This window comes from Sneathiella sedimenti (assembly GCF_017313765.1).
Classification (GTDB): domain Bacteria; phylum Pseudomonadota; class Alphaproteobacteria; order Sneathiellales; family Sneathiellaceae; genus Sneathiella; species Sneathiella sedimenti.
In genome coordinates this window covers 267,693-285,808 of the sequence record NZ_JAFLNC010000002.1, presented here as the reverse complement: position 1 = coordinate 285,808, position 18,116 = coordinate 267,693, and the positions used below count along the sequence as shown (strand labels likewise).

General features: G+C 53.1%; 16 protein-coding genes. 3 read left to right on the top strand and 13 right to left on the bottom strand.

All coding sequences use genetic code 11. The features are described from left to right. Positions 1 to 15: 15 nt before the first annotated feature. The 3 genes from J0X12_RS06505 to J0X12_RS06495 are packed head-to-tail and all read right to left on the bottom strand — an operon-like array spanning position 16 to position 3,369. Positions 16 to 1,263: an ABC transporter substrate-binding protein gene (locus J0X12_RS06505; RefSeq protein ID WP_207043422.1), complete on the bottom strand. Its 1,248-nt coding sequence runs from the start codon at positions 1,261 to 1,263 to the stop codon at positions 16 to 18. A gap of 22 nt (positions 1,264 to 1,285) precedes the next feature. Then, positions 1,286 to 2,356: a branched-chain amino acid ABC transporter permease gene (locus tag J0X12_RS06500; protein ID WP_207043421.1), complete on the bottom strand. Its 1,071-nt coding sequence runs from the start codon at positions 2,354 to 2,356 to the stop codon at positions 1,286 to 1,288. Further along, the gene (locus J0X12_RS06495; protein ID WP_207043419.1) at positions 2,356 to 3,369 is read right to left on the bottom strand and encodes a branched-chain amino acid ABC transporter permease; all 1,014 of its coding nucleotides are present in this window, start codon (positions 3,367 to 3,369) and stop codon (positions 2,356 to 2,358) included. The genes J0X12_RS06500 and J0X12_RS06495 overlap by 1 nt, the downstream gene beginning before the upstream one ends. Positions 3,370 to 3,910: 541 nt before the next feature. Here J0X12_RS06495 and J0X12_RS17485 point away from each other — a divergent pair. Next, complete coding sequence (locus tag J0X12_RS17485; RefSeq protein ID WP_273543389.1) at positions 3,911 to 4,573, top strand: FadR/GntR family transcriptional regulator; 663 nt, start codon at positions 3,911 to 3,913, stop codon at positions 4,571 to 4,573. Positions 4,574 to 4,609: 36 nt separating this feature from the next. Beyond that, the gene (locus tag J0X12_RS06485) at positions 4,610 to 5,308 is read left to right on the top strand and encodes a hypothetical protein (RefSeq protein WP_207043415.1); all 699 of its coding nucleotides are present in this window, start codon (positions 4,610 to 4,612) and stop codon (positions 5,306 to 5,308) included. On the opposite strand, the gene J0X12_RS06480 is transcribed toward J0X12_RS06485, so the two are convergent. From J0X12_RS06480 to J0X12_RS06465, 4 genes are all read right to left on the bottom strand, one after another. Next, the gene (locus tag J0X12_RS06480) at positions 5,300 to 7,039 is read right to left on the bottom strand and encodes a phosphoenolpyruvate hydrolase family protein (protein ID WP_207043413.1); all 1,740 of its coding nucleotides are present in this window, start codon (positions 7,037 to 7,039) and stop codon (positions 5,300 to 5,302) included. The genes J0X12_RS06485 and J0X12_RS06480 overlap by 9 nt on opposite strands. Positions 7,040 to 7,165: 126 nt before the next feature. Beyond that, positions 7,166 to 8,158, bottom strand: coding sequence for a PhnD/SsuA/transferrin family substrate-binding protein (locus tag J0X12_RS06475; protein WP_207043412.1), 993 nt, complete (start codon positions 8,156 to 8,158; stop codon positions 7,166 to 7,168). Positions 8,159 to 8,173: 15 nt separating this feature from the next. After that, a complete protein-coding gene (locus J0X12_RS06470) occupies positions 8,174 to 9,385 on the bottom strand; it encodes a Gfo/Idh/MocA family protein (RefSeq protein ID WP_237688031.1) in 1,212 nt (403 codons plus the stop codon). Beyond that, positions 9,375 to 10,328: a PDR/VanB family oxidoreductase gene (locus tag J0X12_RS06465; protein ID WP_207043409.1), complete on the bottom strand. Its 954-nt coding sequence runs from the start codon at positions 10,326 to 10,328 to the stop codon at positions 9,375 to 9,377. Before J0X12_RS06465 ends, J0X12_RS06470 begins: the two co-directional genes overlap by 11 nt. Positions 10,329 to 10,432: 104 nt before the next feature. Between J0X12_RS06465 and J0X12_RS06460 the strand changes: the two genes are divergently transcribed. Beyond that, positions 10,433 to 11,740, top strand: a complete 1,308-nt coding sequence (locus J0X12_RS06460; protein WP_207043407.1) for a Rieske 2Fe-2S domain-containing protein — start codon at positions 10,433 to 10,435, stop codon at positions 11,738 to 11,740. Between the two features lie 16 nt (positions 11,741 to 11,756). On the opposite strand, the gene J0X12_RS06455 is transcribed toward J0X12_RS06460, so the two are convergent. From J0X12_RS06455 to J0X12_RS06430, 6 genes are all read right to left on the bottom strand, one after another. Beyond that, complete coding sequence (locus tag J0X12_RS06455) at positions 11,757 to 12,317, bottom strand: MarR family winged helix-turn-helix transcriptional regulator (protein ID WP_207043402.1); 561 nt, start codon at positions 12,315 to 12,317, stop codon at positions 11,757 to 11,759. A 198-nt stretch (positions 12,318 to 12,515) separates the two neighbouring features. Further along, the gene (locus J0X12_RS06450; protein ID WP_207043401.1) at positions 12,516 to 13,859 is read right to left on the bottom strand and encodes a TRAP transporter large permease; all 1,344 of its coding nucleotides are present in this window, start codon (positions 13,857 to 13,859) and stop codon (positions 12,516 to 12,518) included. Next, a complete protein-coding gene (locus J0X12_RS06445; protein ID WP_207043400.1) occupies positions 13,859 to 14,416 on the bottom strand; it encodes a TRAP transporter small permease in 558 nt (185 codons plus the stop codon). The genes J0X12_RS06450 and J0X12_RS06445 overlap by 1 nt, the downstream gene beginning before the upstream one ends. Continuing rightward, positions 14,404 to 15,474: a C4-dicarboxylate TRAP transporter substrate-binding protein gene (locus J0X12_RS06440; protein ID WP_207043399.1), complete on the bottom strand. Its 1,071-nt coding sequence runs from the start codon at positions 15,472 to 15,474 to the stop codon at positions 14,404 to 14,406. Before J0X12_RS06440 ends, J0X12_RS06445 begins: the two co-directional genes overlap by 13 nt. Before the next feature lie 172 nt (positions 15,475 to 15,646). After that, the gene (locus J0X12_RS06435; protein ID WP_237688054.1) at positions 15,647 to 16,813 is read right to left on the bottom strand and encodes an acyl-CoA dehydrogenase family protein; all 1,167 of its coding nucleotides are present in this window, start codon (positions 16,811 to 16,813) and stop codon (positions 15,647 to 15,649) included. Between the two features lie 35 nt (positions 16,814 to 16,848). Then, the gene (locus tag J0X12_RS06430; RefSeq protein ID WP_207043396.1) at positions 16,849 to 18,099 is read right to left on the bottom strand and encodes a CaiB/BaiF CoA transferase family protein; all 1,251 of its coding nucleotides are present in this window, start codon (positions 18,097 to 18,099) and stop codon (positions 16,849 to 16,851) included. Positions 18,100 to 18,116 lie beyond the last annotated feature (17 nt).

The window sequence follows — 18,116 nt, the reverse complement described above, 5'->3', positions numbered from 1 at the left end:
TCTAGTCAGCTTTCCTTAGCTACAAGACGGGTTTTCACGACCGACTTGTCCATATTCCAGGAACTTGTCGTAAGAAACGCCGAGGGTCTGGTTAACCTGTGGGATAACCTTGATGGTCTTGTTCATCAGGTTGCCGTCCGGCCCTTCGATCACTTCTGTCAGGAAAATGTCTGCGATTGCATTCCGCCGTTCATCCACACTGACCATGCCTGTGGGTGTTTCGAACGACAGGTTGGAAAGCGCCTCGCGGAACTTCTTCTCGCCATCAGACAGATCGCCATTAACTTCATTCAGCGCCAACAGAGCCGCCTTGGAATTAATGTAGTAGGCATGTGCGAAAAGTGAGGGTGACGGGAATCCATCCGGGAATGCCTTTTTATAGGCTGCGACGAACTCTTTCCAGCGCGGGTCATCCCATGTATCTGAAACCGGCCCGGCGGAAGGTGTCCCGACAACGAAACTCCGTGCCTTGCCTTTTGAGCCAAGTACAGACTGGTCAACCGTGATAGACCCGCCAATAAGGGGAAGGTCGCCGCCCGATTGTTCATACTGGGTCAGGAAATTAACCGCATCTGCACCACCAAGAGCAACAAAGATGGCATCTACATCATCCGGCAATGCCGCAATGACGGAAGAATAATCCTTGTTGCCGATCGGAACCCAGAAACGGGCATCAATTGGGGATTTTCCGCCGAGCCGGCAGAATGGCTCCAGGAAACCGAATACCTGCGTATAGGGGAAAGAATAATCTTCCGCGAGGACAGCGACTTTGCGATAGCCTTTTTCATTATAGGCATACTCGCCAAGACCAGCCATCCATTGTGCTCCCTCGGTGCTGAAGCGGAAGAAGTTTTCCGCCGGGCTCCGCAGCGTCGTATCCTGTGCAGCGGAAGAGCCGTTCAGGAAGGTCACATTAGGTTGCGTCTTCGCATAGTCTTTTACAGCCAGCCCTTCCGAACCGGAAAGCGGACCTATGACAATCTGGACACCGTCCTGCTCCACCAGTTTCCGGACGGCGCGCACGGCACTATCGGGGGACGCATCGGAAGAACCGGTAACAAGTTCAATCTTCTTGCCGCCCGCCGTATAGTCAAATTCCTGAAGCGCCAGCTTGACGCCGCGCATCCCGTCTTCACCGAGAACAGTAAACGCGCCTTCAAGCGTCGCCAGTGCCCCCATTTTAATATCATCCGCTGCGGCAATCGCAGGGCCGGCAAGTGACAGCGCCAATGTCGCCGCCAATACATGTTTTAGTTTTCCCATAGCCGTTAATTCCTCCTGTTAATCAGCTTTTTTCTAATGATCCGGAACTGGCAGGATCATCCTTATTGACGCGCTCAGCACTCAACTGCGCGTTTCCTCTGAACCGAAGCCTGTCACGGACACGGTTCCAAAGTCCTAGCAATCCATCTGGTGAGAACAGCACAACAAGCAGGAACGCGGCGCCAATCACCATGTTGAAACGCTCCCTGTCGATCAGATCGATGGCAAAATTCTCTAGCAATACAAAGGCGATGGCACCGAGGAACGGACCGATAGGATGTCGCATTCCACCAACCACTGCGATGACGAGGATATCGATGGCAACATCGACGCCGACCGTTCCAGGCGACACCCGGCCGTTAAACCAGACGAGCAGCACACCGCCAACGCCCGCCACTATCCCGGAAAAGAAATAGGCAACGATCCGGTGCAGGGTCACATTGTAGCCAAGCGCCCGCATACGCCGAGGATTGTCGCGAATTGCCTGGAGCCCGAGCCCGAATGTTGAGCGCGCGCAATAGGAAACGGCAGCAAAAAAGCCGACGGCGACAACAAGGCTCAAATAGTAAAAAGGAACCGGGTCGCGCCAGTAAACTCCGAACAAAGTCGGCGGTTCCACGCCCGCAAATCCGGTAAAGCCATTGAACAGCACATAGTTCTGGCGGACAAAATAGAAAAAGGCGACGGCGACGGCGAGGGTAATCATGATCGTATAGATCCCCTCCGTCCGTACGGAGACTGCCCCGATAAAGGTGCTGAAGAGCGCCGCTCCCAGGACTGAAACGATGACAGTCAGCCACCAGGGCCAGCCCAGGCCCATTACCCCCATGCTGTTGTCCCCTAGGATCGCCATCAAATATGCGGCCAAACCGGCAACAGTCAATTGCGCAAGGCTCACCATACCGCCATATCCGGCGAGCATCATAAGCGATAGCGCGATCGTCCCGAGAATGAGCGAGTATGCGCCAATCTGAAAGATAAAGAAATCTGTGGCAAAGCTTGGATAGGCAACCAGGAACACGGCGGTAATCAGCACAGACGGGTGAATATTCTTGAGTGAAAAGGAACCGGAAAAAAGACGTCGGGAATCCATTATCCGCGCCCTCCCATCAGCCCTTGCGGCCGCACGGCAAGAACGACGACCATGATCAGGAAGGTCAGCACCACACCATAGGTTGGGAAATAGGCGAGGCCAAATTGCTCGGCCAGCCCGATGATCAACGCGCCGACAGCCGCTCCGGTGATCGATCCAAGTCCGCCGACAATCACCACGACCAGGGACGCCAGCAGATATCTGATATCCTCGCCCGGGGCGACAGAGAGCGCGGTACCGCCAATCACACCTGCAAATCCGGCCAGTCCCGCGCCGATTGCAAACACCAGCACGAACACCAGCTGCACATTTACGCCGGTCGCGGCCAACATTTCCCGGTCGTTGACACCCGCGCGGATCATCATGCCGATGCGCGTTCGATTGAGGAAAATCCAGAGACCGATCCCAACAGCGACAGCAATCGCCAAGACAACCAGCCGGAATACGGGATATTTTATGTAAACGGCCGCACCGGAGGACTTGATCACTGAAATAATCGGCAGATCCGCAGCGCCGAACAACCAATCTGGCGGCGAGAATTGATAGGTTGTGCCCGTCCAGATCGCCAACATGGCATCCGCAGCAATGATCGAGATGCCGATCGTAACCAGGGTCTGCCGCAAATCATCATTCGCCATTCGCCGGAAAATAAGTACCTGCAGCAACACCCCGCTGATCGCCACAGCGAGAAAAGCGACCGCAAGCCCGAGGAACCAGTTGCCGGTTCTATCTGCCACCTCATAACCAATATAGGCCCCAAGGAGATACATGGACCCGTGAGCCAGATTGACATTTCGCATAAGACCGAAAATCAGCGTAAACCCACTCGCGACCAGAAAATAAAGCCCGCCGAGGGTGACGCCGTTCAGCAATGTATTCACGAACGTCTTCTTCCGACCAAACGCCTCAACAAGCCAATCCGGCCAGACGGCAAAGATCATCCAGAGAAACAGGACGACGACCAGCAACAGTACTATCGCCCAGAAGGTATGGCGCTCGATGAAGTTTCTCATGACTCACGCCATCTGAAATTTGCCTGCGAACAGCCAAACGATTTGTCAAACCGGTACATCAATTTATTGTCCCGCATCGCGCCAGTATCAGGCGCACTCCCTGTCTTCTTTTTTGCGAATGCAGCTTATTGGGTTAATTTTACTGTGCTGCTTTATCGCCTTCATTAAATTTACAGTGCCTTAGTCGAACCAAATCCTGCAATATGGTATTTTTCATACATTGGGTAATAATGGGTAATTTTTAAACTGTTTGCGCGAATCACGGTGACGCAAAGGTCCTCTGGTTTGAGGAATTATTTCGATCATACGTAGACTAATCCCCAAATTTGCGTTAATTGCGCCGAAACTTTAAAACTCCCGCATCTCAACCCTAAATCCTGATATACAAACAATCCAATTTCGGAAATTGGTGTCAAATTTTTTTAAACATTAAAAATTCTTTATTATTTTTCAAATACTTAATTTTCTTTAAAAACATACCATTAGGAAAATTGGTATGATATTATGAGGTCGAAAAATGGATAAAAGAGAATCTACCGACATGTCATCAAAACTTTCTACCGTCACAGAATTACGAAATCTAATCAGAACTGCCTATTTCGCCCCGCAGTCAAAATTGCCCTCGGAAAGAGAGCTTGCGGAACAGCTGAAGGTATCGCGTTCCACCTTGCGGGCGGCACTGGGTACGCTAGAGGCCGAAGGTGAGGTCTGGCGTCATGTTGGCAGAGGTACTTTTGTCGGCAAACGTCCGCCTGAACGAATGGAAGTGTTCCCCCTGCCCGCCGATATGACAAACCCGGCCGAAGTTATGGAAGTTCGCTTGATAATAGAACCGCAGATTGCCGACCTTGCGGCTCATCGTGCGACAATCAATGATATTGAATTTATGAAGCAGTGCCTTGAAAAAGGCGAGGCAGCCGAGGATACCGCCACCTATGAAATGTGGGACGGGGCATTGCATCGCGCGATGGCGGAAGCCGCACGCAACACCCTGCTGCTGGCCCTGTTTAATGCCGTGAATGCGATCAGGGAGCATGCGGTCTGGGGAAAATTGAAGGATGCGACCCTGAATGACCAGAGGCGACGGCGCTACTCCATCCAGCATAAAAACCTGGTGTGGGCGATTGAACGCCGGGATGCGGTCGATTGCCAGCGATTAATGCGGGAACATCTTGCGGCGGTTCGGGATGATATGCTCAATTAACGGGCAGGCGGATGTATGGCGTTCTCAGGACCAACAATGATTGAATTGATGAACTGGCGTATTGTGCCGCGATCGGATAGAAAATCCACAATGGCGGAAATACCGTCATCCGTCCTGACTGTTGCCCCGCAGTTCCGTCACGAAAACCTGCCGAACGAGGTCGGTTTGTTGCTGCCAACCAACAACGGACCCCGAAGATTGATCGATGCGGTGGTTGAGACCCCTGATTTATGCAGGGACGCAATGCTGGGATTGTTTCTCGCGGATCCTTTCCTGAACCCGGCGCGGGAGCATTTGCGGCTTTCCAATGCCGGTGTTCAATGGATTACCAACTTACCGAGCACAGAGCAGCAGGACACGGAAATTTCGCAGCAGTTGTCAGATGTTGGACTGGATCACCTGCGGGAGCGCGATATGCTGGCGAGTCTCCGTTCACGCGGTTTCAAAGTAGCCGCCGTTGTTACCGATGTACCGGTGGCAGTTGCTATGTCTGCCATCGAACCCGACGTCATTATCGTGCTGCCGCGCGTGGTGGATTTTGCGGCCGGATTTCCTTCACTCCACCAGCGTGGTTCCATGACCCAGGAGATATCTCAAGCCTTGAAGAAAACTGGGTGGTCGGGAATGTTATTGAGCCTTGGCGAATCCAGTGAACTTTCCCACGAACGGCAATGGCCCGACGCCGTGGATGGTCTTATATGCCGTCCGGAGCTAGCCCCAGCTTCCCTAGCCTGACAGGCCGTATTTCATGATCTTATTGTAGAGTGTTTTTCGGGATATCCCGAGCGCTTCCGCCGCCTTTGTCCGATTGAAGCCGTTCCGCCAAAGGATATCGACAATAAGATCTCTTTCGGACCGTGTCTTTTGCCGCCGGTCATTGTTTGGCGCGGATCGCAATAGTGGCTCCAACTCGTCTGCCTGCACAGGTAATCTGGAAGAGCGTCCGGCAAGGCGCCCAAGAACGGTATGGAGTTCGGCCTCATTTTCCGGCCAGTCATGGGCCTGAAGTCTTTGCAAGGCACCGGATGAAAACTCCAGATGCCCCCCTTCCGCCTCGGTTTCGATCAGGACTGCGAGGTCGGAAATACGCTCCCTGAGAGGCGGCAATCGCAGTGTCCAGCCCGCCATATGGGAAACTAGCTCAGGCTCCAGGCCCGCGCCGAGCAAATCCTCGACCACAGTATCTTCCTGCACCTGGACGTCGCACTGCAAGACGATCCGCGGCTCTATTTTCAACATGCGCCGTGACCCGGCCATGCGAAAGACGCCGTCTCGCAAAGCCCGGGCAAGCCGCCTCTGGAGTGCCTGCGTCAAGCGTTCGGGAGCGCGTATGACCACGAGTTCCACGGTCGGGTCGGTAAGGATCGGGGGTCGTGCGCTACTGGAATCGCGGCGCCCGAACAACACGTTACGCGCCCGCGCCGGAAGATCCTGTTCAGCGACATCAATCTGTACCATATTCAGGGACCGGCTTCTCGCCTTGATCGCGCCAAGCGCGCGAACGGCCGGCAAAGAATTCTGTCCCGGTTCCGCGACAATCAGAACGGGATCATTTGCCGACGACAAGGCCCGCAATCGTCTCAGCATCATCAGTTGAACTTCGGACTGGCCGACAAATCCGAACTGCTTTGCCCAATTGACAAGGCCTAGGCTTTCGTCGTCCAGCCTGGTCGGACGCATGCTTGCCCGGCGAAATCCGTCAATCATGCTGGCAACCGAAGCTTCCAAAGGCAACCTGTCAATGGTGGAGCCGCCCACATATCCGTCAAGCGGTGCCAGACTTAAAACACGGGATAAATCTTCGGGTGCAGCAATGGGCCCGCCTTCCAACAAAAAGCGCGTCTTTGGGCTGATGCGCTTGATCAGGCGGCCGATTTCCCGCGCCTCTATTGCGACCTCCTCAATTGTGGAACGGCTGCGATGCCCCATGGCGCCACCGACGTTCCAGCCGATGTTCAGGCAGACCAGATCAAGACCCGCATCCGCTGCCAGCCGCGCCTGTGTCCTGGAAGAACAGTAAAACATGGACATCATGCCCGCATCCTGAACGGCCTTGAGCAGCTCGACTTCCTGCTCTATGCCTCGCCCGGCGCGGGACAAAATCTGCTGCATTGGGCGCGAATAATGCATGCAACTCGGAAAATTGACGGCACCGGCGAAACCCGCCTCTCCTATGGCCGCCGCCTGGGCTTCCGGATTAAACGTACGACCCCAGACATTAACGCCGAGGAGAACCGGCTTTCGGCATAACGCGAGCAACTCCTCCCGCGCGAAACCTTCCGTCAGGCTGTTGGCGTCCAGAACCGGCAGCATGCTTGCAATGGAAGGAACGCCCATATTGCGCAAACGGCCCGCATTGATCGCAAGCAGAAAATCTGCGCCACCATGTTCAACCGCCCGCGCATTGCTTCCAGAGCCGATGGCAGCTCCTATCAAAAAACCGGCATTCAGTTCCGTTGTCAGCAATAATATGTTCCCAGAATAGCCTGTCGCCCGGATAAACCGGCCATGCCAGCCTAAGTCCGGAACCGCCAGTTTTCTAGATTACCGGGAAATAACCAAGCAATTTTTTGTCATTTGCGGACGAGACCGTCACAAGCTATAGCTTTCCGCCGCATTCTCCGGGAATAATTCCTCAATCGTCACCCGCCTCGATGACAATCCCTGGCGATGGTGGTGATCGAGAAATGTATTTATTGTCGCCTCATTGCCTTTGATGCCATAGGACCAGAAATTATTTCCCATCAATTTCTTCGCCTCGTTTAAATAATCTTCCACAAACGGCATGGTTACCTTGGTGGCGGAGGTATCCGCCAACAGGGCCTCGGCGGACGTTTTTGACGCACTGAACGCTTTCATCAGAGCGCCGGCAAGAAATGGATGCGCCTCCAGAAGCTCCCGCCGGACACCGAGAAGATGCATGATCGGAAATATCCCGGTTTTTCTCCAGTAGGTGCTTGCGGCATCGACTGTATTTCCGAAAAGCCGGCCAACGCTCGGGTGTTGCTCATCGAAGCATTTCGGGCTGCGCGGACCGATAAAGCCGTCAATTTCCCCCGAGACAAGGAGATCATTCAGTGATTTATCCGCCGGCGCCGTCGTCATCTTGACATCTTCGGGCAGTTCGATGGCAATTTTTTCCGGTCGCCCGGGAGAATTCATGCCTCCGCGCACCCAATGAATATCGGACGGCTTGACGCCATATTCATCGTCCAGAATAGCCCGTGCCCAGACATTTGCACTGAGCTGGTATTCCGCGATCCCAATTCTCTTTCCTTTTAACTGCTCTGGCTTCTCAATGCCTTTATCTGTCCGGATATAGATCGCGCTATGGCGAAAGGCCCTCGACAGAAATATCGGCAACGCCTGATACTTTGACCGGTTTTGCGCAATACTGACGACCTGGCTGGCAAAGGAAACTTCCGAGATATCAAAATCCTGATGCCGAAAGGCACGAAAGAACATTTCCTCGGGTGTGAGAGTCATGAATATCGGGTCGACCCCGTCAATCTGCACACGTCCGTCGATCAACGCGCGATTTCGATCATAATCCCCAATGGCGATTGAAAGCTGTAATTTCCCCATTTATCTGTTCCCTAGTTATTTGACGTCCGGATACCCTGGAACGGGCACCTGTTCGCACATAATTTGCACGTCGCCGGACTTTCCGGAGGTTAGAATGCCACGGCAAACTTCGAGCGTTGCGTGCCCCCATCGCCCATCCTGAACCGGCGACACCCCATCCTTCACCAGCGCCCAAAGCGCATTCAGAACACCTCTCCGCCCTGCTATGGCGGGCAGGACAGGCTCGGTCCGGATCTGTTCATCCTCGTAAATATATAAGGCCTGCGGGGTCACCCGGATATCCGCCTGATCGAATGTCAGTACCAGGCCCCCGAAATGTTCGTTTCCGGCAGGACTTTGAGAATTTATATCAGGCCCAAAGGCCCGCAGATTTTTAAGGCGTTGCTCGGTCTTATCGTCAATGGTCTGCAACAGCCTTCTGGCCGCACCATATTGCGCGGGATCTTTCTTGATTCCGAGTTCCGACATCCACTGAAATTCCTCATCGGTATCGTAATGGGCAAAACCCGAATAAAAGAGATTGGCAGAAATTCCGTTTTCAAATTTCAGAAGAGCTGTATAGGCCCCCTCGGAAGGTCTTTTCCGGTCCCATGCACCCGTGTGGGCGTAAACCTGCGCTGTCTGCCCCCCCGCGAGGAGGCGCACGACATCCACCTGATGGGCCGCCTGACTGAAAACAACACCGCCCCCCTCCTCAGTTCGCAATTCCTCCGGACGGCGTGGCCGGTACATAAAATCCGTATAATAGTTCGTCCGTATCATCCTGAGCGACCCATATTTTCCGGACTTGATGATCTGGAGGCAGGCCTCGATTTGCGGGTCAAAACTGTGACTTGGCCCAACGATAACGTTGCCCTTACTGCCCACCGCCGCGTCAATGATTGCACGGCTTGAGGCAAGATCAATCGCAATGGGCTTTTCAATCAGAACATGCTTGCCGGCCGCAAGAGCAGCGATGGCGTGATCCTTGTGAAGCTGATGCGGACTCGCGATATAGACCACCTCAACATATGGATCGTCTGCCAACGCCTTCACAGTTGAATAGGTGGGGGCGGCATACTGGGACGAAAAGCTTTCCCGCGCGCTAGACCTTGTATCGCAGGCCGCGACCAGATTGAACCGCGGATCATTTTCTAAATCCGCCAGCATGAGCATAAAGGCTCGACCCAGGCCGACGACACCAACCCCGATCGCTCCGGTGTGTCTATCCTGCATTTTATAGGTCAAGCGTGATCTCTCCCCCCTTCGCGCGGGAAACGCAGATCATCACGAAAATTTCCTTCTCTGCATCGCTAAGGACAAGATCCCGGTGATCAATCTCACCGTCTAGCAGGCCAGTCTTGCACGAACCGCAGGTTCCGCTTTCGCAGGACGATCTTAAGTCATAGCCATGATTGCGAAGAGTTTCGAGGATTGTTTGATCGGCGGGAACCGTTATTCGGGTGTTGGATTTTTTCAGAAAGACCGTGAATGAAACGTCATCCTTTTGGAGCACCTCAACCGGGTTAAAATCCTCAAAATGAATTTGGCTTTCAGGCCAGTGTCCCGACATATCCCGGATCGTTTCCATCATTGATTTCGGGCCGCAGCAATAGACATGGGCCTGGCTGGGCGTTTCAAAATGCGGCCAGAAATCGTAATTGTTGGAGATTTCGCCTTCATCATGATGAAGCGTGACATGGTCGGCCAGCCCAGCTTCCGACAGCTGATCGGCGAAAACCGTGGTCTCGCGTGATTGCGTACAATAAATCAGGTGAAAATTTGACCGCCCTTCGGACTGGAGCTGACGGCACATCGCCAATATGGGCGTAATACCAATTCCCCCAGCGATAAAAAGATACTCCTCCGCCGGCACCAGTTCAAAATTATTCTCTGGTGGTAAAATCTCCAATATATCGCCAACACTTACCTCATCAACAAGGCTGAGGGACGCGCCCCTTCCCCCTTTTTCAGCCTTGACCGCCAATAGATAGTGATCCCGGTCGCGCGGGCTGTTTGCAAGAGAGTAGTGCCGCATTCCGCCTTGCGGTGTCTTCACGGATATATGCGCCCCTGCGCTGAATTCAGGAAGGTCGCCGCCATGTGCCGACCGCAGCTTCAATTCACAGTAATCATTCGCAATAACCTTCTTTTCAGTAATCAAGACATTTAAAAAATCAGTTTGCTTCATAAGGACCTACCGGCTATATTCGGAAAATAATATTAGATATCTAATTTAAAATTGCAAGGGCTATAAACCCCCATGTTGCAGATAAAGAAATATTGGAGGCACTTATGCTGACCCCCGAAGAGAATGATCTCCTGTGCCGTGTTGAAGGCGATGCGCCAATGGGCCAAATGATGCGCCGCCACTGGATCCCTGCCCTGATGTCGGAAGAACTCGTCACAGACGGCAAACCGGTTCGCGTTCGGCTCATGGGAGAGGATCTTGTTGCGTTCCGTGACAGTGATGGAAAAGTAGGTTTGCTGGATGAATTCTGCCCGCATCGTGGACCGTCACTGGTATATGGCCGGAATGAACAATGCGGCTTGCGGTGCCTCTATCATGGCTGGAAATTTGATGTTGCGGGAAATGTCGTTGAAATGCCATCCGAGCCCGCAGACAGCCCGTTAAAAAAGAAGGCGAGGATCAAGTCCTACCCCACCGAGGAAACGGGTGGCTTCGTCTGGACCTATATGGGACCGCCAGAGGAAATGCCGGCATTTGAACGCCCGCCTTTCGCACCGGACGACGAAACCCCGATCTCCATCGCCAAGGTCAAGGTTCCCTGTAACTGGGCGCAAATTCAGGAAGGGCAGATAGATTCCGCCCATTCTTCCAGCCTCCACTCTACGGACATGGTTCCGGCCCGTGTGGAATCCGCAGGCGCAAACGACAAGAACTGGACACGCCCGTCGACCGACAAAGCACCCAGAATGATCACGCAAGTCACCCCTTATGGATTTCGATATGTCGCCCTTCGGCGGCCGATCAAGGACGCGCGAACACATGATTACGCGCGGGTTACGGTTTATGTTGCGCCGTTCATCTCGCTGATCCCGCCGAACTCATCGTATAACGTCGCCAGCATCGTTGTGCCGGCAGACGATGAGAGCAGCTGGTTTTATTTTCTGTCCTGGGGCGGAGAAGCCTGCGTCGGTACGGAGCAGTGGCGGCAATTCAACCGCCTTGTCATGGGAGAGGATATCGACAGCAACTATAACAGTAAACGGACCCTGGAAAATGACTTCCAGCAGGATCGGGAACTTATGAAAAATGGTAGCTTCACGGGCCTGCCCGGCATCCCTAATCAGGATATCGCTATGTGGGTGAGCATGGGGAAAATCGCTGACCGCAGTCGGGATACGCTTGGTGCGAGCGATTTTGCAGTTGTCGAGTTCCGTCGCCTGATGGTCAACGCCGTCAAGCAGTTTCGCGATGGCAAAGCGGGTCCAATTGGAATTTCAAACCCGCATATTCCACAGGTCGAAATTTCTTCCTATCAGGGCATCATCGCCAAGGGAACAGACTGGCTTACTCTCGGAACCAAAGAGATAGAACGGAAATTGCTGAATAGTAGTACGGACAAGGCCGCGTCCTAACCCGACGCTCCGCAAACTAGCTTCTTATGCCAAGGCTTCGTGTCGACGGGATTTTTTTCCCGTCGGCAAGCGAAAGCGCTTCATCCACTGCGAGATTGTGGATCATTGTCAACAAGCTGTTGCGGACAATCTTTTGCGTTTCATCATCAATGCCTTCGAGCGCAACCTTGTTCACATCCTGGGCCAGAGGTACGAGTTTGTTTTCCAGCTCCCGCCCCTCCTTCGTAAGGAAGATATATTGCTTTTTTAGGTTGCCGGCCTTGCGTCTACGACTGACATAGCCGAGCTCAACCATTTTCGTAATGGCCGTATGGGTCGTCGGCTCTGTTAGCCCAACTTGTACCGCCAGGTCACGCTGTGTCACCCCGTCCTTGTGCCACATGGCCCGAAGGAAAATCCAGTGACCGAAAGATACCCCATGGTCCGCCAAACGGGTTTGCAAAGAACGCGTAAATCCACGCGCCAGATCCCGCACGAGATGCGCAATCCGGTCATTCGGCTTGATATGATCCCAATGCTCTAGAATAGCCCGGGTTGTTGCATCTGCCTCAACTGTCACTTTTTTCTGTTTGGCCATAATTGCCTTTAAGTTGCGAATTCATGTCTCACACGGTCGCGAAGTTTTCCCTGCCTTCAATGTCGGGCACTGAAAACCCGACGCGGCGAACCTTGTTGTGTATAGAACTGAAACGGATATGAGGCAATTAATTACGCCCCAAACTGCTCTGTTTCCGACACCCATGTATTACGATAAATACCGCTCAATTCCAAACCGTCAATACATCGTATTCGGTATCAACAAAGACAGTATCGGGAAAAGCAATAGCATCACCAGGATCACGACTTCGACGATCAAAAATCTTGAAATGCCGGCGAAAATGGAATGTATCTGAATATCCTTCCCGCCTACCGCTTTAATTATAAAGGCGTTGAGGCCGACGGGCGGCGTTATCAGCCCTATTTCCAGCAGTTTCACGACAATGACGCCGAACCAGATCAAATCCAGCCCCATATTCTCAACCAGCGGGATCGAAACCGGGAGGGTCAGCAACAAGATCCCGATCGGGTCCAGAAACATGCCCAGAACCAGGAACATAAGGCACAGGATAGCGATTACGATCCAGTCGGAAACATTGGCAGCCTGAACCTGAGCAATCAACCAGGGCGATACACCGGTGAGCGATATGAAGGAAACAAAAATTTTCGCGCCAAAGACAATCATAAAAATCATTGCCGTCTGATAGGCCGTTTCACGAAGCGACAGGATAAAGCTGGCAAAAGACAACCGTCGCATCATCACACCGAGAAATATGGCTGTGACGGCACTAATGCCGGCGGCTTCCGTTGTTGTAAACACACCGCCATAAATACCAACGACAATTATCAGAAACAGGAGAACGGCCGGCCAGGCCTTGAGCGCAGCGCGGCGGCGGTCGCCAGGTTTCTTTTCTTCAGAAAACTGCGGGGCTTCGCTTGGGCTCATCTTAACCCAGATCAATACAACGATAATATAGCCGACCAGCGAAATTATACCGGGCAAGATACCGGCGAGGAAAAGTTTGCTGATGGATGTCTCTGTGAATATTCCATAGAGAATAAAGGGCACGCTTGGTGGAATCAGAGAGCCCAGAGTGCCCCCCACTGCGACAGAAGAGGTCGCGAGCCTTTGACCGTATCCGGCTTTCAGCATCTCCGGTGTGCAAATCCTGCCCATCGCGGCCGCGCAGGCTACACTTGACCCCGTAATGGCCGAGAACCCACCACAGCCAAGGATTGACGCGATCGCCAACCCGCCCGGCACGCGCGCAAGCCAGACACGCGCGGAATTATAAATGTCCGTCGTAATGCCGGCATGATAGGCGACCTGGCTCAGAAGGATGAACAACGGCACCATCGTCAACTCGAACGAATGGACAAAATCATAGCTGTTAGATGTCAGGATGGTGGTTGCAGAGCGCCACCCCGCCGATCCGTTGAACTCACCCCCATGAGGCCAAGCGTAGAACAAAAACGTACAGGCTACCGCGACGGAGCCAAGGCAGAATGCAATCGGAACCCTTAGCGCGAGCAGGATAATAACAATCGCAAAACCGCAAATGCCGAGTAAGAACGGATCCATTACTTGCGCCCTTTTTCTGTCTTGCCGTTATAAATCAGGCGCGCAATGTCTTCCGCCAGAATGAGGAAAAGCCTGATAAGCATCATAAAAAATCCAAGAAAGAACATTGACCGGCCTGGCCATTCAGGCAGGAAGAACTCGCCGTCAAAATAGCTGCCATAGTCAATCGCCTGCCAAAGCGCGATTCCTGTCGCCCAGGTAAGCGGACCTATCATCGCGAGCCCGACAACAGCGGCGAGAATGTCCAGCTTTATACGCGCCCGGTCTGATACCCAGTTGGTAAACAATTCCACGGCGATATGGCCGCGCTCCGCCGTAATATACGCCCATGGAAGAGCGACCAGTGTCACCATCAACTCCCCGGAAATAACCAGGTCGTCCGGAATCATGGAACCGAAGAAAGTTCTTCCGACCACGGAAGTGGTGATCACACCGGCCAGTATGACGATTGTAATGGATGAGACGACCACGCCGGCATTTTCAAGCCAGACGAGGAACGCAGGGTCCACACCTCGATGGCCCTGCGATCGCTCATTCGGGAGATCTAGTTGTTCCACGGATAGCCTTTTTCATCACGAATTTTTTCATATTTCGCGACTAGTGCCATGTAGCTATCGAAAATATCCTGCCCTGGAAGACCGGCATCATTTGCCCGTTCAATCCAGTTCGGGACAGTATCAAATCCCATTTTTTCCAGCTTGGCCTTTTCATTCGGATCCATTTCCGCAACTTCCAGCGGGCTATCCCCGCTCGTCATTCTTTCAAGTGCCTTGATATTCGCTTCCTGAATCCGACGCGCAAACTGATCAATGAAATCAGAGGATACTTCCTGCAACACCTGACGGTTTGCGTCGGATAATCCCTCGTATGTCTCCTTGTTCATCACCACGCCAAAGGCAAGATGTTGCCCCCAATCAAGCTTCGTCAGCTTCTTTGCAACGTCATTCTGCTTGAAGACTTCGATTGAGTACATATAGTTCTGGTTACACTCTACAATTCCAGAGTCCAGCGCGTTATAGACTTTCGCCTGACTCAACCGCGCGACATCGGCACCAAGGTCCTTGAATATACGACCATAAGGGCCGACAGCCCGCATTTTTACACCTTTTAAATCATCCAGAGTATTGATGAACTTGTCTTTACACAGGATTTCAATCGCACTGGTCGACAGATTTGTTAGATACACCAGGTTAAGATCATCAAACATCTTTTTAAGAGCCGGGTGTGTGGTGGCCAGTTCATACATGGCCCGCATGCCGACCCAGACGTCAGAGTTTGGAAGTGGAATATCCCCGACACTGTAGGCGACGAGTTCTTTTGGTGTATATGCCGCAATAATGGTCGCAATATCAGCGGACCGGGTCCCTACGCCCTTGACGGCAGACTTCGATTTAAACAACGCCCCGCCCCAATGGAATTCAACGCCGAGGTCTCCATTACTACGTTTTTCAAGCTCACTCGCCATCCATTGCAAGGTTTCAGAGTTCACGCCCCGGTTCGGTTGGCCATCAGACCATCGCAGCATTGTTTCTGCCTTGGCGGATGATGAAAGTGTAACCGCGCCGGATATCGCGAGCGCCGCCAGGGCGACCGAGCATTTTTTAAATAGTTTCATAGAATTCCTCCCTCTTGGTTTTGTTGGCACGTCAAAGAGCGGGCGGTTATTGTTGCTCCCGAAATTCGCCGTTGCTTCTCAGTTTTATTCCCCATTTCCTGACATCCCGATCAAATTATTATTAGATATCTAATTATTGTCAAGGTTACTCTAAACCCGCTTTCTGATTGGCTCAGTAAGACTTCGGCAGGCCCAGAACATGCTCCCCGATGTAGTTCAAGATCATTTCCCGACTAACGGGTGCTATGCGCGCAAGAAATATTTCCCGGAAGTATCGTTCAACATGGAATTCTTTGGCGTAACCCATTCCCCCATGCGTCAGTACCGCTCTCTCACAGGCCTTAAAACCTGCTTCAGCCGCAAGATATTTCGCCGCATTTGCTTCGGCGCCACAAGGCTTTCCGGCATCGTAGAGCTTGGCGGCCTGAAAACACATCAGATTTGCCGCCTCGAGCTGTGCCCACGCGTCGGCCAAGGGATGTTGAATTCCCTGGTTCATGCCGATTGGCCTGCCAAAAACCACCCTCTCTTTCGCGTATTCAACCGCCTTGCGTAATCCCGCACGGCCGAAACCGACTGTTTCCGCACCGATAAGTATGCGCTCCGCATTCATTCCGTGAAGAATATACTTAAACCCCTTCCCTTCTTCGCCGATAAGATCATCTTTTGAAACAGGCAATCCATCTATGAAGACCGCATTGGAATCAACAGCTTTCCTGCCCATTTTTTCGATACGCTGGACATCAACATAATTCCGGTCGAGATCTGTATAAAAAAGCGACATCCCGCCAGTTGGTTTATCTGCCTGGTCGCGCGGCGTCGTCCGGGCTAGCAGCAGAATTTTATTCGCTGTCTGTGCGGTGGACGTCCACATTTTTCGACCATTGACGATATATTTTTCCCCGTCCCATTCCGCGCGGGTTTCGATAGATGACGTATCCAGTCCGGCATTGGGCTCCGTCACCCCAAAGCAGCATCGGTCTTCCCCTCGAATAAGGGGCGGCAGCATGCGTTGCTTTTGCTCCGTTGTTCCATAGGCAACGATCGGGCTGGGACCGAAAATATTGATATGAACGCCGCCACCGCCCGTATAGCCGGCCCCGGATTGGGTGATGGTCTGCATCATGATACAGGCTTCTGTCAGGCCCAGGCCGGCACCGCCAAATTCTTCGGGCATGGCTATGCCGAGCCAGCCATCCTCCGCGATGTCTTTTACGAACTCCTCCGGAAACCGGCCATCCCTGTCCCGGTCCAGCCAATAGCTATCACCGTATTTGCGGCACTTTCTATCGATAGCGTCCCGTATCGCCATCTGCTCCTCAGTCCATCCCAAATCCATGCTCACCTTACTCCCCAATCGCGGAACCTTCCGGTCTAGCTGATGCCCTGTTCCCGCTTCTTAATTGACTGAACCGCCCCGTCTTGCAGCAATCCATTGATCTCGTCCTGGGAGAACCCAAACTCTTCCAGAATATCTTCACTATGTTCCCCATGCTCCGGCGCTCTTTGTGCGGGCCGTTTCGGCATCTCTGCAACCCAAATCGGGCTGTTAACGGTGCGATCTGTCTGCCCCTCAAGTCCGTGCAAGGGCGTTAAGGCATCGCTCTCGTTCATCTGCCGGTCCTCGGGAATATCACGCAGCCTCTGGACAACACCTAGCGGGATGCCCGCCGCATCAAGTTTTGCCTGCCAATGCTGCATCGTCTGGCAGAGAAAAACCTCATCCAGAACCTTCACCAAATCGGAGGCGTTCGCGTGCCGTTTTGCGACTGTGTCAAACCGAGTATCGGTCGAGAGATCCTCCCGATCGATCACCTGCAACAGAACCGGCCAGCGCTTTTCCTCGGGTATGACCACAAGATGGAACCAGCGGTCATCGGACGTCTTGTAAAGATTATGCAGGGCGTTATCCGCCTGCTCACGTGCCGGCCGATAGGCATATTCAGCGCCGCACAACATGGCCTGCACCTGCACTGCGTTGCACCAGAGGCCGTTCGCCATCAGGTTGGTCTGCACCGATGATCCCTCTCCCGTAATTTCTCGTCTGTATAAGGCCATCATGATGGCCCCGAATAATGTCATGCCCGATGCATGGTCCCCCATACCAAGAGCAGACCGGGACGGCGGTGATTCCGGAGCGGGCCTCACAGTGTCCATCATGCCCGTCCGTGCCCATAAGGCAGTATGATCAAATCCGGACCGGTCAGCTTCTGGACCCTGCTCACCATAGGCCGTCAAGGACGCGTATATCAGCCGAGGGTTAAGGCATTTCAAATCTTCATAAGTCAGTGACAGCTTCGCCCGGCTTTTGAGCGGCATATTGACAATGACGACATCTGCAAGTCCGACCATTCGTTTAAAAGCCGTCCGGCCAGCACCCCCCGCCAGGTCAAGTGCCAGGCTTCGCTTGTTGCGGTTGTCCATTTGCCAACCATAGGCAATGTCGCTTGCCGGATTGCCAGGGGAATTCTGAAAGACACGGTAGGGATCGCCTGAACCCGGAGGCTCTATTTTTATGACATCCGCCCCAAAGTCACCCAAGATCATCGCCGCGGCGGGCGCTGCGATGTAACTGGAAATATCGAGAACACGCAAATTAGAAAGCAGGCCCGCATTTTCAGACATTGGGAGCTCACGCGCCA

Bases quoted from the DNA above. Each gene is read 5' to 3' on its own strand.
- J0X12_RS06450 (WP_207043401.1), bottom strand. From the start codon at position 13,859: ATGGATCCGTTCTTACTCGGCATTTGCGGTTTTGCGATTGTTATTATC.
- J0X12_RS06460 (WP_207043407.1), top strand. From the start codon at position 10,433: ATGCTGACCCCCGAAGAGAATGATCTCCTGTGCCGTGTTGAAGGCGAT.
- J0X12_RS06495 (WP_207043419.1), bottom strand. From the start codon at position 3,369: ATGAGAAACTTCATCGAGCGCCATACCTTCTGGGCGATAGTACTGTTG.
- J0X12_RS06500 (WP_207043421.1), bottom strand. From the start codon at position 2,356: ATGGATTCCCGACGTCTTTTTTCCGGTTCCTTTTCACTCAAGAATATT.
- J0X12_RS06465 (WP_207043409.1), bottom strand. From the start codon at position 10,328: ATGAAGCAAACTGATTTTTTAAATGTCTTGATTACTGAAAAGAAGGTT.
- J0X12_RS06505 (WP_207043422.1), bottom strand. From the start codon at position 1,263: ATGGGAAAACTAAAACATGTATTGGCGGCGACATTGGCGCTGTCACTT.
- J0X12_RS06430 (WP_207043396.1), bottom strand. From the start codon at position 18,099: ATGTCTGAAAATGCGGGCCTGCTTTCTAATTTGCGTGTTCTCGATATT.
- J0X12_RS06485 (WP_207043415.1), top strand. From the start codon at position 4,610: ATGATTGAATTGATGAACTGGCGTATTGTGCCGCGATCGGATAGAAAA.
- J0X12_RS06475 (WP_207043412.1), bottom strand. From the start codon at position 8,158: ATGGGGAAATTACAGCTTTCAATCGCCATTGGGGATTATGATCGAAAT.
- J0X12_RS06435 (WP_237688054.1), bottom strand. From the start codon at position 16,813: ATGGATTTGGGATGGACTGAGGAGCAGATGGCGATACGGGACGCTATC.
- J0X12_RS06455 (WP_207043402.1), bottom strand. From the start codon at position 12,317: ATGGCCAAACAGAAAAAAGTGACAGTTGAGGCAGATGCAACAACCCGG.
- J0X12_RS06440 (WP_207043399.1), bottom strand. From the start codon at position 15,474: ATGAAACTATTTAAAAAATGCTCGGTCGCCCTGGCGGCGCTCGCGATA.
- J0X12_RS17485 (WP_273543389.1), top strand. From the start codon at position 3,911: ATGTCATCAAAACTTTCTACCGTCACAGAATTACGAAATCTAATCAGA.